Here is a 14,807-nt window from a genome sequence, read left to right as displayed (position 1 = left end):
CGGCGCAACCGCGCGGGCGGCTCCGAAAGTGTCGGGTAGTCGCGGTCGACGTGGTCGACGCGGGCCTCGTCGGCTGGGCCTCCGAGCGCGACAACCCGACGGTCGTGGCGGTGCCCCGAAACGCCGAAGCGAAAGGGTTCCAGGTGCTGCCCCGCAGGTGGGCGGCGGAACGGACATTCTCCTGGCTGGGACGGTGCGGACGGTTGGCACGGGACGACGAGCGCAAGACCGCGCACACCGAGGCAATGATCAAGGTCGCCATGATCCGCGCGGGTCCGGCGGCACCGCCCGGACCACGGGGGTCGACCCGGGAGGCACTGCCGGTCCCGCCGCACACCCCTCACCCACCGGGAGGGCGGTGATCCGGGAGGTGGCGATCCTAAGATCGACCGGCAAATGGCTCACTTGAGGCGCCGTGTGGTGGGGCGGCCGCCCCACCGGTAACGGGTGGTGGCGCGGCGGATCAGCATGCGGAGCGTGACAAGTGCGGCGGCCAGGTGGAGATAGAACGCGACGACCGCGCCGTTCCTCTCGGTACAGCGCCGCAGCTTGCCGTAGCCGTTCATCCACGAGTGCGTTCGTTCCACGATCCACCGCTTGCCGGCCTGGATTGGGGAGGGTACGCCCTTGCGGGCGATCTCACCGGTGAAGCCCAACTCCTGAAGCAGAGTGCGGGACTTGTTGTTGTCGTAGCCCCGGTCGAGGTTGACATTCACGTCCTGAGGCAGGGGCCGGACCTGCCCGATGGCGGGCTCGAGGGTCGGCCCGCGAAGAGGCGAGTCGTGGCGGTTGGCCCCTGCGGCGACCAGGCCGAGCAGGGCGCCATGGGCCTCGGTGGCGATCGAGCGTTTCAGGCCCTGCTTCCCGCGGTCGACCGGGGACCGGCCCGCACGCTCGCCGCCGCACGGGGCCTTGGTGATGCAGCCGTCGACGGATATCTCAGACAGTTCCAGGCCGATCATGCGGTCGTACGCCTGGAGCGCGAGAGCGTGGACGGCCTCGGAAATGCCCTGCTCCGCCCACTCTTTGAGTCTTCGACGGATGGTGCGGTCCGAGCATCCGTGGCTGGCGAGGCGCTCGTAGCCCGAACCGTTGACCAGTGCGAGCACCACGTGTTCGAACACGGTTCGGTCGGGGACTCTGCGGCGGTGGCAGCCGAGTGGGTGGCTCGCAGCGAACTCCGGTCGTGTGGGCAGCAGTGCGGCGAATTGGTCCCAGAGGGGTTCGAGCAGGCAGGATGGCAGCGCGGGCACGGCTGTCCTTCGGGGTCACAGAACGTAGAGAACTCCATGATCGCGTAGGGCCGCGTGCCCGTTGCTGCCCGCCCCAGCCCTTCAGTGCCCATCGCCGGTCGGTCTTATTCCGGGGGCGTCGTATTCTCGGGTGGCGCCCCGCCCATTGGGTCGGCCTGCGGTCGGGCTTGCTCTGAGTTCGGTGAATGTCTCGAGCCCGGGTGGTCTCTCCGGTTAGTCGGCGTCGACGGCGGGCAGGAGCAGGAGCTTCCCGCGGGCGTGCCCGGTCAGGCTGATCTCAAGGGCCTTGCGCCAGTCCGCGAGGGGGAAGGTTGCGGCGATCGGCACGGTGAACCTGCCTTCGGCGGCCAGCTGGGCGAACTCGGGGAAGACGCCGAAGAGTTCGTCATCGGTCCGCTTCGCGGGGTCTTCGTGAAAGGTGTCGCGCACCCCGATCTCCGGCGCTGCGGCCACGTCGGAGCAGGTCAGCACACGCTTGGGATCACCGCCGACGATCTCGACGAGTTCGGGCAGGGCGCCGCCCGGCGGCGCGGTGTCGAAGACGAGGTCGACCTGGCCGACGCCGAGGGCCTTGACCCGCTCGGCCAGGCCTTCGCCGTAGCCGACCACCGTGGCTCCGAGGTCGCGCAACTGCTCGGCGTAGGTCTCCCCGGCGGTCGCGATCACCCGCGCCCCGCGGACGAGGGCGATCTGCACGGCCGCGTAGCCGATGGTGGTTCCGGCACCGTTGACCAGGATCGTGCGGTCCGCGGCCAAGCCGAGTCGCGCGAGGTGCCAGGACGCGGTACTCAGCGCCATCGGGAGCGCGGCGGCCCGGGTGAGGTCCAGGCCCTCGGGCACGGCGAACCAATGGTCCAGCACGGCGCGGTCCGCCGCGCCGGCGCTCGGCTGGCCGGCGAAGTCGGCGGTGCCGAACACGCGGTCGCCGACGGCCACGTCCGTGACGCCCGCGCCGACGGCCTCGACGGTGCCCGAGACGTCGCAGCCGATGCCGCGCGGCAGGCTCCCGGGGAAGAGCCCGCGGCACAGCGCCCAGTCGGCCGGGGCCAGTCCGCACGCGTGCACGGCGACGCGGATGCGGCCGGGCCCCGGTTCGGGCACGGGGACGGTCTCCAGGCGCAGGACGTCGACGGGCTCGCCGTTCTCGTGGAAGCGCACCGTGCGCATGATGCCCGGCGCGGAAGCGGGTTCGGTCATGAGTCTCCTCCAGGATTAATCGGAACGTGTTCCGTTTGCCTCCGACATAGACTACCGCCAGGACCGACTCAAATGGAACGTGATCCGCTTAGACATGGCCACCGAACCGTCCCCGGCAGCCCACCAGCCGCGCGCCGATGCCGCGCGCAACCGCGAGACTGTGCTCGCGGCGGCCACCCACGCCTTCGCCACCTCCGACACCGAGCCATCGATGCGCGCCATCGCTCGACAGGCGGGCGTCGGCGTCGCCACCCTCTTCCGCCACTTCCCGACCCGGGAGGCGCTCGTCGACGCCGTCTATCAGGACCAGGTCGTCCGACTGACGGCCGGGGCACGCGAGTTGCTCGCCGGCCACGCGCCCGCGCAGGCGCTGCGCCTGTGGATGGACCTGTTCGCGGAATGGCAGGCCACCAAGCACGGCATGACCGACACCCTGCTCGCCATGATCGATTCCGGCGAAATCTCCCTCGCTCACACTCGACAGGAGCTCCTGTCGGCCATCGCCACGATCCTCGACGCCGGCGCCACCGCTGGGGACATCCGCGCCGATGCTCGCGCCGACGACGTCTCCGCCGGCATCCTCGGTATGCTCGCCGTCGCCGCCAAGTCCGGAGAACCCGCTCAGGCCCGACGCCTGCTCGACCTGCTCATGGACGGCCTCAGACCGCGCTGAGGTGGCGCCAGGCGCCCCACCGCCCACCGCCTCAAGCGATCCATTTGCCGGTCGGTCTAAGGGCGGCGGTCCGCAAGACGGCGATCCGGGGGCGGTCAGCGCGAGGCGGACGCGCGGTCCAGGAAGCGCCGCACCCCGTCCCGTACGCCCTCGGTCGGTACGGTCGCCGCGAAGGCGGCCGCCTCCACCGCGAGCCCCTCGTCGATTGGCAGGTTGACGCCCCGGGTCACCGCCCGCAGGCAGGCGGCCACGGCGGTGGGGGCGTGCCGGATGATCCGTTCGGCCATATCCCGTGCGGTGTCCAGCAGTTCACCTGCCGGGACGGCCGAGTTGACCAGGCCGAGTTCGGCGGCGCGCGCGGCCGGGACCGGGTCGCCGGTGAGGATCATCTCCAGGCCGCGCTTACGGCCGACGTGCCGGGGCAGCCGCTGCGAGCCTCCGAAGGGCGGCGGGAAGCCGAGCGAGATCTCGGGCTTGGCGAAGGTCGCGTGCTCGGCGGCGACGGCCAGTGGTGCGGCCTCGGTGATCTCGCAACCACCGCCGTACGCCAGGCCGTTGACGGCCGCGATGACCGGCTTGGGGAACTCCTCGATCCGCCGGGTGAGGGCGTGGCCGCGCCGGACGAACTCGCGCAGCGCCCGCTCGGGCCCGCCGGCGATGCTGGCGGCCAGGGACGGGATGTCGGCGCCCGCGCTGAACGCCCGCTGTCCGGCGCCGGTGAGGATCACGGCGCGGACGGTGTCGTCGGCGTCGATGCGGTCGAGCTCGGCGAGCAGCGCGTCGATCGTCGGGTAGTCGAGGGCGTTGAGCTTCTCCTCGCGGTCGATGGTGAGGGTGACGACGTGCTGGTCCCGCTCGCTGCGGATGGTCATGGGCGCGCTCCGTTCCCGGCCTCGTTCCAGGCCGCGCTTCCGGCCTCGTTCCGGGCCTCGGTCCCGGCGTCCCCGCCGGACGTGTCGAGATTAGGAACACCCGCCCATGACAATCCAGTTATTGTCCTGGATACATCCCCATCCGCGTGCCCCCGGAACGGCAGGTGACCGGTGCGACCGCCCTCCTACAAGGCCATCGTCGACGAGTACGCGACGGCGATCCGCTCCGGCGCGCTCCCGGCGGGCACCCGGCTGCCGACCCACCGCACCCTCGCCCGCGAACGGCGTGTCGCCCTCGCCACCGCCACCCGGGCCTACGCCGAACTGGCCGCCGCCGGACTGGTGGTGGGCGAGCAGGGCCGGGGTACCTTCGTCCGGGTCCGCTCCGGCTACGACGGCATCGAGCCCTCCCGCGCGCTCCCGGTGCCCCGGGTGGCGGACCTCTCCTTCAACCAGCCGCTCGCCCCCGACCAGGGCGACCTGCTGCGGCAGGCCCTGCGCGCCCTGGCCTCCTCCGGCGACGCCGAGGCCCTGCTGCGCCAGCACCCGCCGGGCGGCCACCGGCACGACCGGGCGGCCGTCGCCACGTACCTCCTGGACCGCGGGGTCGACACGGCCCCGGAGAACGTGCTGCTCACCAACGGGGCGCAGCAGGCGCTGGACTGCGTGCTGCGCACCCTGACCCGCCCCGGGGACGTCCTGGCGGTGGACGCCCTCGGCTACCCCGGCATCAAGCTGCTCGCCGCCGCGCACGGGCTCGACCTGGCGCCCGTCGCGGTCACCCCCGCAGGCCCGGACCTCGACGCGCTGGACCGGCTCTGCCGCGCCCGCCCGGTGCGCGCGGTGTACACCATGCCGACCGTCCACAACCCGCTCGGCTGGGTCCTCGACCGAGCGCAGCGCGAACGCCTGGTCGGGGTGGCCGCCCGGTACGGCTGCACGCTGATCGAGGACGGGACGTACGCCTTCCTGGAGGCCGCGCCGCCCCCGCCGCTGCACGCCCTCGCGCCCGAACGCACCTGTTACGTCGCCGGGCTGTCCAAGAACGTGGCGCCGGGACTGCGGTTCGGCTTCGCCGTCCTGCCCGACCGCCTGGTGCGGGCCGCGACGACGCAGCTGCGCACGGCGGCCTGGGGCACGCCCGGCCTGATCACCGCCCTCGCCAGCGGCTGGCTCGCGGACGGCACGGTGGCCCGCCTGGAGCGGGAGCGGCGCACGGACGCCGCCGCCCGTCAGGCCGTCGCCCGTACGGCCCTCGCCGGGCTGACCACCACCGCCCACCCCGGCTCGTACGTCGTCTGGCTCACCCTCGAACCCCACCAGCGGCCCGACCGGGTGGCGGCCGCGCTCGCGGCCGAGGGCATCCTGGTCTCCACCGCCGACGCCTTCGCGACCACACCCCACCACCCCGGCGCCCTCCGGCTCGCGCTCGCCACGCCCCCGCTCGCCGACCTCCCCGCCGCACTCGGCCGACTGCGCGCCACCCTTGACGCCATCGCGCCGTAGCGCCATGAGCACCCGCCCTCGCCCACGCAACCCGGCCCCGAACATCGGTAGACCGACCGACATATTCTGCTCGATCGCCCACCGTCCGACTTCCTGCGCGCAGCCCCGCCCCTACCCTCAGCAAATCAGTAGACCGGTCGGCATATTCCACCCCCGTCACACACCGCCCGACACCAGAAGTCGACCCACCCGACTTCCCACGCACAGCCCCCCACCCGCACCCACCCCCACCGAATCAGTAGACCAACCGACATATTCCACCCCGCCACACACCACCCGACACCAGAAGTCGACCCACCCGACTTCCCACGCACAGACCCCCACCCGCACCCCACCTCCGCCCCACCTCCGCCGAACCAGTAGACCGGTCGGCATATTTACCCCAAGGCAGCGCACGAGTCCGCGCCCGCGCCCGCGCCCGCGCCCGCGCCCGCGCCAGAAGTCGGCCGGCCCGACTTCCTACTCCTCCCGCTCCGCCGCCGCCTCCCCGGCCGCCGCCCGTCCGAAGCGGGTGCTCCAGTCCGCCAGCAGCGTCCGCAGCCCGGGAGGGCTGACCACCTCGAAGTCGGCGCCCAGCGACCCCAGCGCCATGGCGGGCCAGTCGAGGGAGTCGGCGGTCATCAGGAGCCGGCAGCGGCCGGGCGTGACGGGCTCGACCGTGCCCCAGCGGCCGACCCGGTCCCGGACGCGGTCGGCGGGCGCGTCGACCAGCACCTCGACCCGGTGCGGGCGGGGCACGCCGTTGAGGCCGGCGCGGACGAACTCCGCGGCGTCGGCGGCCGGGAGGGTGCGCGGGGCGAAGCGGGCGCCGCTGCCCTGGGGGGCGGTCAGCCGGTCGAGGCGGAAAGTGCGCCAGTCGGCGCGGTCGAGGTCGTACGCGACGAGGTACCAGCGGCGGTCGAGGCAGACCAGCCGGTGCGGTTCGACGTGCCGTTCCGTTCCGCGGCCGTCGGCGGCCGTGTAGGCGAACCGCACCCGTTCGCCGTCGCGGCAGGAGAGCGCCACCACGGTGAGGACGTCCGGGTCGACCCCGGCGGCGGCCCTGCTGCCCCAGTCGACCGGGACGGTCACCGCGCGCAGCGCCTCCACCCGGCGGCGCAGCCGCGCCGGCATCACCTGGGCGACCTTGGCCAGCACCCGCACCGAGGCCTCGGCGACGCCCTCGACCGGGCTCTCGGCCGCCGCCTGCAGGCCCACCGCGAGGGCCACCGCCTCCTCGTCGTCGATGACCAGCGGCGGCAGTGCCGCGCCCGCCGCCAGCTGGTAGCCGCCGTCGACGCCGCGCTGCGCCTCGACGGGATAGCCGAGTTCGCGCAGCCGGTCGATGTCGCGGCGCAGGGTGCGCACGGAGACGCCGAGCCGGTCGGCCAGTTCGTCGCCGGGCCAGTACCGGTGGGTCTGGAGGAGGGAGAGCAGTCGCAGCGTCCGGGTGCTGGTGTTCGCCATGCCTCCGATTCTCCCCGGGATTCAGGACAGGAAGTGGCCGCAATGGTCCGTAACGTTGTTCTTGTCCGAGAGAGCAGGAACCGAACGGAAGGCCAGGACCATGACCACCACCAACGCCGCGAGCAGCGTCACCTCCGCGACCGCCGACGCCGTGCCGGCCTCCGTCACCGGCGAGCGCGCGGACTTCCTGGAGGCCCTGGCGAAGCACCGCTACTTCCTGCGCTTCACCACCCGCGACCTCACCGACGAGCAGGCCGGCCTGCGGACCACGGCGAGCGCGCTGTGCGTGGGCGGCCTGATCAAGCACGTCACCTCGATGGAACGGCTCTGGGTGGACTTCATCCTGGAGGGCCCGTCCGTGATGCCCGACTTCACCACCTGGACCGAGGCGGACCTCGCCCGCCGGGCCGACGAGTACCGCATGCTGCCCGGGGAGACGCTGGCCGGTGTCCTGGCCGCGTACGAGGAGGTGGCGCGCCGGACGGACGAGGTGGTGGCGGCGCTCCCCGACCTCGACGCCGCCCACCCGCTGCCGAAGGCTCCCTGGTTCCAGGCCGACGCCTCGTGGTCGGCCCGCCGGGTGCTGCTGCACGTCGTTGCCGAGACCTCCCAGCACGCGGGTCACGCCGACATCATCCGCGAGGCCCTGGACGGGGCGAAGACGATGGGCTGAGCCGGACGGCGGGACGGGGTCACGAAGCCGGACGCCGAGACCCGGAAGCCGGACCGGCGCACCCGCAAGCCCGGCCGCCGACCCGTCGTCAGGCCGCCGAGCCGTCGTCAGGCCGGCCCGACCAGCGTGAAGCCGGCCCCTTCGACCGCACCGCGCACCGCCGCCTCGTCCAGCGGCTGCGCGGAGGCGACGGTGACCCGCCCGCCCGCCGCGTCGGCGACGACGTCGGTGACGCCCGGCAGCGCGGAGAGCCCGGCACTGACCGTCCGCTCGCAGTGGCCGCAACTCATCCCGTCGACGGCGAAGACGGTGGTGGCGGGCGTGACGGTGGTGGCGGTGGTGGCGGGCGTGACGGTGGTGGTGGTGGACATGGCGGTGCCTCCCGTGGCATTCCGGTGGGACGGACCGACCCGGGTTCGCTCCACGGGTCGACCGGCACCACCACACCCGATTCCGGTACCCCGGTCCCAGGGACACGCCGCACGGGTGACACCATCGAGCGGTTCCGGGAACCGGCCGGGCCGCGCGTCCGACAGGGGCCCGGACCCGCCCGGCGGGCGCCCGCTGAACCCCCGCCGCGCGCGGGGCCGTTCCCCTTGGTAGCACCCGTCGCCCGACCGGGCCCCGCTGGTCTCCGGTCGCCGATTCTCCGCCTGGAGCCGCACCACCATGTCCACGCCCGCCCGGATACCCGCCCGCCGGCTCCTCCCCCGCAAGCCCTGGCAGGGCGTGCTCGCGTTCGCGCTGGCCGCCGCCCTGGCGGCGGGCCTGCTGTGGTGGCAGCCGTGGAGCGACCGCAAGCACGGCCCGGCCCCGCTCGCGTTCACCACCGCCCCCGGCGGCTCGGCCCGGTTCGGCACCGGCGAGCACCTGTACCGCTACAAGGTGCGGGTGGAGAACGGGATCGCGGAGAGTCCGGCGCAGTTCGCCGCCGAGGTGGACGCGGTCCTCGGCGACGTCCGGCACGGCTGGGCCGCCGGCGGCACGGCCTCCTTCCAGCGGGTGGCCGCCGACCCGGTGGACTTCACCGTGTACCTGGCCACCCCGAAGTCCACCGACCGGATCTGCGGGCAGTACGGGCTGGACACCGGCGGCTGGGTGAACTGCGGCGTCACCCACCAGGTGGTGATCAACCTCAAGCGCTGGACCGAGCTGTCCGAGTTCTACCAGGGCAAGCCCGAGCTCTACCACGCGCTGGCGGTCAACCACGAGGTCGGCCACATCCTCGGCAACGGCCACGTCGACTGCCCGGAGCCGGGCGCCCCGGCGCCGGTGATGATGCAGCAGATCAAGGGGCTGCACGGCTGCGTGCCCAACGGCTGGCCCTACTCCGACGCCGGCGCCCTGCTCACCGGTCCGTCCGTCGTGGCCCCCAGCAGCGCCCCCTGACACGACGGCGCCCACCCCCGTACCGGACCCGCCTCCCGAAACACGGATAATCCTGGTCGGACCGGACGCCGCCCGCACCGCGCGCCCGGTCCCCGCCGTGTGCGTGCGCGGCGCAGGTGGTGGAGGAGCGCGGCGGAGGACCGTCGCGGTCGAGCGTGGTGGACAACGTGGAGGACGAACGGTGAACGGTGTGCCCGGCGGGGAGAACCTGGACTGGCCGGTGCTGCTGGCCGCCGCGGAGACGGCCGCCCGGGCGACCACGGGCCGGGGCAAGGTCGCCGACTACATCCCGGCCCTCGCCACCGCCGACCCGGAGTCCTTCGGCATGGCCGTCGCCACCGTCGACGGGGAGCTGCACGGCGTCGGGGACTGGGAGCAGCCGTTCTCCGTCCAGAGCGTGTCCAAGCTGTTCTCGCTGGCGCTCGCGGTCGCCTACGGCGGTGACACGCTCTGGCGGGGCGTCGGCCGCGAACCGTCCGGGAATCCCTTCAACTCCCTGGTGCAGCTGGAGACCGAGCACGGCATCCCGCGCAACCCGTTCATCAACGCGGGCGCCCTGGTGGTGACCGACCGTCTGCAGACCATGACCGGCGACGCCTCCGGCGCGGTCCGGGAGTTCCTGCGCCGCGAGTCCGGCAACCCCGGGCTGGACACCGATCCGGCGGTCGCCGCCTCCGAGGCCGAGCACGGGCACCGCAACGCGGCGCTGGCCCACTTCATCGCCAGCCACGGGAACCTGGAGAACCCGGTCGAGACCGTCCTGGAGCACTACTACGCCCACTGCGCGCTCACCACGAGCTGCCGCGACCTGGTCCTGGCCGGTTCATTCCTCGCCCGGTACGGCGTGCGCGCCGACGGCACCCACCTGATGTCCCGCAGCGAGGCCAAGCGCATCAACGCCGTCCTGCTCACCTGCGGCACCTACGACGCCGCGGGCGAGTTCGCCTTCCGCGTCGGCCTCCCGGGCAAGAGCGGCGTCGGCGGCGGCATCCTCGCCATACTCCCGGGCCGCGCGGCCGTCTGCGCCTGGGGGCCGCGCCTGGACCAGGCCGGCAACTCCGTCGCCGCGGTCACCGCCCTGGACACCCTGACCACCCTGTCCGGCTGTTCGGTCTTCTAGGCGCCCTCCCCGGCACGCTTCCGGGAGCCCTCCCCGGCACGCCCGGAGCCGGCCGCCCGACGCCCGGGCCCCGAGCCCCGGAACCCGTCGACCCCCGGCACCCGTCGGCCCCGGGCATCCGTCGGTCCGGAGCCGCGCCGGGCCCCGGTCGTCCGCACGACGACCGGGGCCCGGGGTGACGGGGGCAGTGACGGCTACTCCACCGTCACGCTCTTCGCCAGGTTGCGCGGCTTGTCCACGTCGCGGCCGAGGGCGACGGCGGCGTGGTAGGCGAGCAGCTGCAGCGGGATGTTGAGCAGCAGCGGGTCCAGCTCGGGCTCGCTCTTGGGGACCACGATGCAGTGGTCCGCGAGCTTCTCCTCCGGGCGGCGGTGCGCGACGGCGATGACGCGCCCCGACCGGGCCTTGATCTCGCCCAGCGTGGTCAGGTTCTTGTCCAGCAGCTCGTCGTCCGGGACGAGGGCCACGGTGGGCAGTTCGGGGCTGATCAGCGCCAGCGGGCCGTGCTTGAGCTCGCTCGCCGGGTAGGCCTCGGCGTGCACGTAGGAGATCTCCTTGAGCTTCTGCGCGCCCTCCCGGGCCACCGGGTAGCCGCGCACCCGCCCGATGAACATCATGCCCGCCGACTCGGCGTACTCGGCGGCGAGTTCGGCGATGGACTCGCTCTGGTCCAGCACCTCGCGGATCTGGTCGGGCAGTGCCTGCAGGGCCGAGACGATCCGGCGCCCGTCGGCGGGCGAGAGGTCGTGGATGCGGCCGAAGTGCAGGGCGAGCAGCGCGAAGGCGACGACGGTGGAGGTGAACGCCTTGGTGGAGGCGACCGAGACCTCCGGGCCGGCGTGCAGGTAGATGCCGCCGTCGCACTCGCGGGCGATGGCGCTGCCCACGGTGTTGACGACGCCGAGCACCCGGCCGCCCTTGCGCTTGATCTCCTGGACGGCGGCCAGCGTGTCGTAGGTCTCGCCGGACTGGCTGACCGCGACGTACAGGGTGTCCGCCTCGATCACCGGGTTGCGGTAGCGGAACTCCGAGGCCGGTTCGCTGTGCGCGGGGATCCGGGACAGCTCCTCGATCAGCTGCGCGCCCATCTCGCCCGCGTAGTAGGCGGATCCGCAGCCGAGGATCTTGACGCGGCGGATCTCGCGCAGCTCCCGGGCGTCCAGGTTGAGGCCGCCGAGGTGCGCGGTGGCGAAGCGCTCGTCGAGCCGGCCGCTGAGCGTGCGCTCGACCGAGCCGGGCTGCTCGTGGATCTCCTTGAGCAGGTAGTGCTCGTAGCCGGCGGTGTCGAAGGAGTCGATCTCCCAGTCCACGGTGGACGGCTGACGGTGGGTGGTGCGGGCGTCGGCGGTGAAGGTGCGGAAGCCGTCGGCCCGGACGGTGGCCAGCTCGCCGTCCTCCAGGTGGACGACCTGGCGGGTGTAGCGGACCAGCGCGGAGACGTCGGAGGCGGCGAACATCTCCTTCTCGCCGATGCCGAGCACGATCGGGCTGCCGTTGCGGGCGACCACGATGCGGTCGGGCTGCTCGGCGTCGAGCACGGCGATGCCGTAGGTGCCGACCACCCGGCCGAGCGCGGCACGGACCGCGTCCTCCAGCTCGACGCCCTCGGTGAGGTGCGCGGCGATCAGGTGGGAGAGCACCTCGGTGTCGGTCTCGGAGCGGAACACGGCGCCGTCGGCGGTCAGCTTGGCGCGCAGTTCGTCGGCGTTCTCGATGATGCCGTTGTGGACGACGGCGACCCGCTCGGCGTTGTCCAGGTGCGGGTGGGCGTTGGCGTCGCTGGGAACGCCGTGGGTGGCCCAGCGGGTGTGGCCGATGCCGGTGGTGCCCTTGAAGCGGGCCGGCACGTCGGCGGCGAGGTCGGCGACCCGGCCCTTCACCTTGCGCAGCTTGATGCCGCCGCTGCGGCCGGTGACGGCGACGCCCGCCGAGTCGTAGCCCCGGTACTCGAGCCGGGCCAGCCCCTCCAGCAGGAAGGGGGTGGCGTCCTTGGGGCCGATGTAGGCCACGATTCCGCACATGCGTGGACTCCTCGTTGGTAGTGGCGTGGGTGGGACGGGTCGGGCGGGTCGAGCGGGTGGGGCGCGTACAGCGGGCGGGACGGGCGACGGCGCTCAGCCGTAGACGATCCGCCGCAGCTGGCGGGCCGAGAGCTCCGGCGCCGAGACCCGGCGCTGCGGGAGCTCCTCGGCGAGCCGGGCGAAGATCCGCTCGTTGGTCAGACCGCGTGCCTGCAGCTCGGTGTGGCGGCGGCGCACGTACTCCTCGGTGCTCTCGGAGAAGTACGCCAGCACTTCCGCCACGACCTGCGCCGCCTCCCGGGGCCCGAGCGGGCTGGTCCGGGTCAGGTGGGCGAGGAGGTCTTCGTGAGGGTGGGGTGAGCTCGGCACGAGTGTGCAGCCTAGGCCGGTCCGGCCGCCGAAGCCAAGATTCCTGCCCGAAATCGGGCAGACATGACGACCTTTGGCCCAAGGCCGCCCCGCATCCACTCCCGGCGGCCGCCCCGGCCACCGTTCGTTCGCCTTCGGCCGAACCCTTGAACCGCCACCGGCTCCACACGTAGCGTGATCCCCTGAACACGAAGCGGAAGACCGGAGGCTTGCTGATGTGCGGCATCACCGGATGGGTCGCCTTCGACCGCGACCTCACCGCCGAACCGGGGGACCGGGCCGTCCTCGACGCGATGACGGCCACCCAGCTCTGCCGAGGCCCGGACGCCGGCGGCGCCGTCCTCGAACCGCACGCCGCGATCGGCCACCGCCGCCTCGCGGTGATCGACGTCGAGGGCGGCACCCAGCCGATGAGGGTGGAGCGGGACGGCCGACTGCTGGCCGCGCTCACCTACAGCGGCGAGGTCTACAACCACCGCGAGCTGCGCGCGGAACTGGAGGCGGCCGGGCACCGCTTCCGCACCCGCAGCGACACCGAGGTCGTGCTGCACGCCTACCTGGAGTGGGGCGACGGCCTGGCCGAGCGGCTCAACGGCATGTTCGCCCTCGCCGTCTGGGACGCCCGGCGCGAGGAACTACTGCTGGTCCGCGACCGGATGGGCGTCAAACCACTGCACTACCACCGCACCCCGGACGGCGTGGTCTTCGGCTCCGAGCCGAAGGCCCTCTTCGCCCACCCCGCCGTCCGCCCGGTCGTCGACCCGGACGGACTGCGCGAACTGCTCGGCTACACCCGCACCCCCGGCCTGACGCCGTACCGGGGCATCCACGAGGTCCGGCCGGGGCACGTCGTACGGGTGCGCCGCGAGGGGGTCTCGGTCCGCCGCTACTGGGCGCTGGAGGCGCGCGAGCACCGCGACGGCCTGGCGAACACCGTCGCCACCGTCCGGGCCCTGCTCGACGACATCGTGCACCGCCAGCTCGACGCGGACGTCCCGCTCTGCTCCCTGCTCTCCGGCGGCCTGGACTCCAGCGCCGTCACCGCCCTCGCCGCCCGCACGCTGCGCGCCGCCGGGGCGGGGCCGCTTCGCTCCTTCTCCGTCGACTTCACCGGCCAGGGCGAGTTCCACGGCAACGAGGTCCGGGAGACTCCGGACGGCCCGTTCGCCCGGCTGCTCGCCCGGCACGCCGGCACCGACCACAGCGTGATCGAACTGGACGCCGCCGAGCTCGCCGACCCCGCCCGGCGCTCCGCCGCGCTGCGCGCCCGCGACCTGCCGGGCGGCGTCGGCGACATGGACGTCTCGCTGCTGCTGCTCTTCCGCGGCGTGCGCCGGCACTCCACGGTCGCACTGTCCGGGGAGTCCGCGGACGAGCTCTTCGGCGGCTACGGCTGGTTCCACGACCCGCGGACCGTCGCCACCGAGGACTTCCCCTGGGCCGCCGGGCTCACCCGCATCGCCGGCGCGGGCTCCGGCCCGCGCGAGCAGCTGCTCGACGCCGAGCTGCTCCGCAAGCTCGACCTGGAGGGCTACCGCCGGGCCCGCTACCGCGAGGCGATCGCCGAGGTGCCGCACCTGGACGCGGCCGACCCGACGGAGCGCCGGATGCGCGAGATCTCCTACCTCAACCTGACCCGCTTCCTCTGCATCCTGCTCGACCGCAAGGACCGGATGAGCATGGCCACCGGCCTGGAGGTCCGAGTGCCGTACTGCGACCACCGGCTGGTCCAGTACGTCTTCAACACGCCGTGGGCGATGAAGAGCTTCGACGGACGGGAGAAGAGCCTGCTGCGCGCCGCCGTGCGGGACGTGCTGCCCGCGGCGGTCGCCGACCGGGCGAAGAGCCCGTACCCGGTGACCACCGACCCGCACTACTCGGCGCGGCTGCGCGCCGAACTCGGCCGCCTCGCCGCCGCGCGGACGTCCCCGGCGCTCGACCTGCTCGACGGCCGGCGCCTGGCCGACGCGCTCGCCCCGGACACCGACCCGCGCTCCGTCCGCCTCGGCGTGGACCTCGCGCTCGACCTGGACGCCTGGCTGACGGAGTACCGGGTGACGCTGGAGCTCTGACCGCCGGCCCGACGCTCCGTCATCCGTCATCCGTCATCCGTCATCCGGACGGCGTAACGGCCCGGCCGGGCGGGCCGTTCCGCCGTAGGGGTGATCACCGGGAACCATCCCGCCGCCTCCGGGCGTCGCACGGTGCGGTAGCGTCGCCGACACCTCCCGAATGGCGGGCGAAATCGTGGATTCGCGCCCCCGTGCCGTCAGGATGGGAGCGAACCC

General features: G+C 73.4%; 13 protein-coding genes and 1 pseudogene. 7 read left to right on the top strand and 7 right to left on the bottom strand.

Annotated elements, in window-relative coordinates; translation table 11 throughout:
• Positions 1-44 precede the first annotated feature (44 nt).
• A pseudogene (locus ACFV04_RS22090) lies at positions 45-362 on the top strand (transposase); the annotation flags it as partial.
• A 39-nt stretch (positions 363-401) separates the two neighbouring features.
• Here the strand turns inward: ACFV04_RS22090 and ACFV04_RS22085 are convergent.
• Both ACFV04_RS22085 and ACFV04_RS22080 read right to left on the bottom strand, forming a co-directional pair.
• On the bottom strand, positions 402-1,253 hold the full coding sequence (locus ACFV04_RS22085) for an IS5 family transposase (RefSeq protein ID WP_380531385.1): 852 nt from the start codon (positions 1,251-1,253) through the stop codon (positions 402-404).
• Between the two features lie 213 nt (positions 1,254-1,466).
• Positions 1,467-2,420 carry an NADP-dependent oxidoreductase gene (locus tag ACFV04_RS22080; protein WP_380531426.1) on the bottom strand — a complete coding sequence of 318 codons (954 nt, stop codon included), beginning with the start codon at positions 2,418-2,420 and terminating at the stop codon, positions 1,467-1,469.
• A 124-nt stretch (positions 2,421-2,544) separates the two neighbouring features.
• Between ACFV04_RS22080 and ACFV04_RS22075 the strand changes: the two genes are divergently transcribed.
• A complete protein-coding gene (locus ACFV04_RS22075; protein ID WP_380531382.1) occupies positions 2,545-3,123 on the top strand; it encodes a TetR/AcrR family transcriptional regulator in 579 nt (192 codons plus the stop codon).
• Positions 3,124-3,218: 95 nt separating this feature from the next.
• Here ACFV04_RS22075 and ACFV04_RS22070 read toward each other — a convergent pair whose 3' ends face one another.
• The gene (locus ACFV04_RS22070) at positions 3,219-3,995 is read right to left on the bottom strand and encodes a crotonase/enoyl-CoA hydratase family protein (RefSeq protein WP_380531380.1); all 777 of its coding nucleotides are present in this window, start codon (positions 3,993-3,995) and stop codon (positions 3,219-3,221) included.
• 171 nt (positions 3,996-4,166) lie between these two features.
• On the opposite strand from ACFV04_RS22070, the gene ACFV04_RS22065 reads away from it, so the two are divergent.
• Positions 4,167-5,501 (top strand): PLP-dependent aminotransferase family protein, encoded by a 1,335-nt coding sequence (locus ACFV04_RS22065; RefSeq protein ID WP_380531377.1) that lies wholly within the window; start codon positions 4,167-4,169, stop codon positions 5,499-5,501.
• Between the two features lie 459 nt (positions 5,502-5,960).
• On the opposite strand, the gene ACFV04_RS22060 is transcribed toward ACFV04_RS22065, so the two are convergent.
• Positions 5,961-6,947, bottom strand: coding sequence for a helix-turn-helix transcriptional regulator (locus ACFV04_RS22060; RefSeq protein ID WP_380531375.1), 987 nt, complete (start codon positions 6,945-6,947; stop codon positions 5,961-5,963).
• 100 nt (positions 6,948-7,047) lie between these two features.
• Here ACFV04_RS22060 and ACFV04_RS22055 point away from each other — a divergent pair, with 100 nt between their 5' ends.
• Positions 7,048-7,620, top strand: a complete 573-nt coding sequence (locus ACFV04_RS22055; RefSeq protein ID WP_380344085.1) for a DinB family protein — start codon at positions 7,048-7,050, stop codon at positions 7,618-7,620.
• 107 nt (positions 7,621-7,727) lie between these two features.
• On the opposite strand, the gene ACFV04_RS22050 is transcribed toward ACFV04_RS22055, so the two are convergent.
• A complete protein-coding gene (locus ACFV04_RS22050; RefSeq protein ID WP_380531371.1) occupies positions 7,728-7,991 on the bottom strand; it encodes a heavy-metal-associated domain-containing protein in 264 nt (87 codons plus the stop codon).
• Positions 7,992-8,289: 298 nt separating this feature from the next.
• Here ACFV04_RS22050 and ACFV04_RS22045 point away from each other — a divergent pair, with 298 nt between their 5' ends.
• The gene (locus tag ACFV04_RS22045; protein WP_380531368.1) at positions 8,290-9,009 is read left to right on the top strand and encodes a DUF3152 domain-containing protein; all 720 of its coding nucleotides are present in this window, start codon (positions 8,290-8,292) and stop codon (positions 9,007-9,009) included.
• A gap of 208 nt (positions 9,010-9,217) precedes the next feature.
• Positions 9,218-10,129 carry a glutaminase gene (locus ACFV04_RS22040; RefSeq protein WP_380344254.1) on the top strand — a complete coding sequence of 304 codons (912 nt, stop codon included), beginning with the start codon at positions 9,218-9,220 and terminating at the stop codon, positions 10,127-10,129.
• A gap of 194 nt (positions 10,130-10,323) precedes the next feature.
• Here the strand turns inward: ACFV04_RS22040 and glmS are convergent, their stop codons facing one another.
• Together glmS and ACFV04_RS22030 are read right to left on the bottom strand one after the other, a co-directional pair.
• Positions 10,324-12,150: a glutamine--fructose-6-phosphate transaminase (isomerizing) gene (glmS, locus tag ACFV04_RS22035; RefSeq protein WP_380344077.1), complete on the bottom strand. Its 1,827-nt coding sequence runs from the start codon at positions 12,148-12,150 to the stop codon at positions 10,324-10,326.
• Between the two features lie 93 nt (positions 12,151-12,243).
• Entirely contained in the window at positions 12,244-12,519 is a 276-nt protein-coding gene (locus ACFV04_RS22030; RefSeq protein ID WP_360267789.1) for a hypothetical protein, read from the bottom strand.
• 215 nt (positions 12,520-12,734) lie between these two features.
• Here ACFV04_RS22030 and asnB point away from each other — a divergent pair, with 215 nt between their 5' ends.
• On the top strand, positions 12,735-14,591 hold the full coding sequence (gene asnB, locus ACFV04_RS22025; RefSeq protein ID WP_380531364.1) for an asparagine synthase (glutamine-hydrolyzing): 1,857 nt from the start codon (positions 12,735-12,737) through the stop codon (positions 14,589-14,591).
• Positions 14,592-14,807 lie beyond the last annotated feature (216 nt).

The organism is Kitasatospora sp. NPDC059599, assembly GCF_042735125.1.
GTDB lineage: Bacteria > Actinomycetota > Actinomycetes > Streptomycetales > Streptomycetaceae > Kitasatospora.
The sequence above is the reverse complement of the archived record's forward strand: the minus strand, read 5'-3'. Positions and strand labels throughout refer to the sequence as shown.

Excerpts from the sequence above, each read along its gene's own strand:
- ACFV04_RS22055 (WP_380344085.1), top strand. The coding sequence starts at position 7,048 with ATGACCACCACCAACGCCGCGAGCAGCGTCACCTCCGCGACCGCCGAC.
- ACFV04_RS22080 (WP_380531426.1), bottom strand. The coding sequence starts at position 2,420 with ATGCGCACGGTGCGCTTCCACGAGAACGGCGAGCCCGTCGACGTCCTG.
- glmS (WP_380344077.1), bottom strand. The coding sequence starts at position 12,150 with ATGTGCGGAATCGTGGCCTACATCGGCCCCAAGGACGCCACCCCCTTC.
- ACFV04_RS22045 (WP_380531368.1), top strand. The coding sequence starts at position 8,290 with ATGTCCACGCCCGCCCGGATACCCGCCCGCCGGCTCCTCCCCCGCAAG.
- ACFV04_RS22060 (WP_380531375.1), bottom strand. The coding sequence starts at position 6,947 with ATGGCGAACACCAGCACCCGGACGCTGCGACTGCTCTCCCTCCTCCAG.
- ACFV04_RS22075 (WP_380531382.1), top strand. The coding sequence starts at position 2,545 with ATGGCCACCGAACCGTCCCCGGCAGCCCACCAGCCGCGCGCCGATGCC.
- ACFV04_RS22050 (WP_380531371.1), bottom strand. The coding sequence starts at position 7,991 with ATGTCCACCACCACCACCGTCACGCCCGCCACCACCGCCACCACCGTC.
- ACFV04_RS22070 (WP_380531380.1), bottom strand. The coding sequence starts at position 3,995 with ATGACCATCCGCAGCGAGCGGGACCAGCACGTCGTCACCCTCACCATC.
- asnB (WP_380531364.1), top strand. The coding sequence starts at position 12,735 with ATGTGCGGCATCACCGGATGGGTCGCCTTCGACCGCGACCTCACCGCC.